The 304-nt window shown below is 64.5% G+C and carries 1 protein-coding gene; it reads right to left on the reverse strand.

Annotated features, from left to right (window positions below; genetic code table 11):
• Positions 1-289 (reverse strand): globin domain-containing protein (locus HX786_RS31680; RefSeq protein WP_256735362.1); only part of this gene is annotated, 289 nt, incomplete at its 3' end.
• Positions 290-304 lie beyond the last annotated feature (15 nt).

Raw genomic sequence — 304 nt, forward strand, 5'->3', positions numbered from 1 at the left:
GGTCTGGTGTGGCGGCGTCGCCCAGCACTTCGGCAATTGCGCCCAGCAGGTGGCGCGCGACAATCGGGTAGTGGCTCGGCTTGATGCCCACAGCGGCATGCTTGTGCACGATGCGGTTGACCACGGGCGCCAGCGCCGCGTTGTTGCCATGGTTGGCGGCGTACGCAAACACCGCCGAAGCCAGCGACTGCTGCTGCGACCCATTGGCCTGGTTGCCCATGTTGAACACGTTGGTCAGCTCGGGGTGGCTGGCGAACATGTTGCGATAGAAGGTCTGGGTGATGGTCAAGCCATGCTCGCGCAG

Origin of the sequence: Pseudomonas sp. 21615526 (genome assembly GCF_013386245.1) — a bacterium.
Lineage (GTDB): Bacteria > Pseudomonadota > Gammaproteobacteria > Pseudomonadales > Pseudomonadaceae > Aquipseudomonas.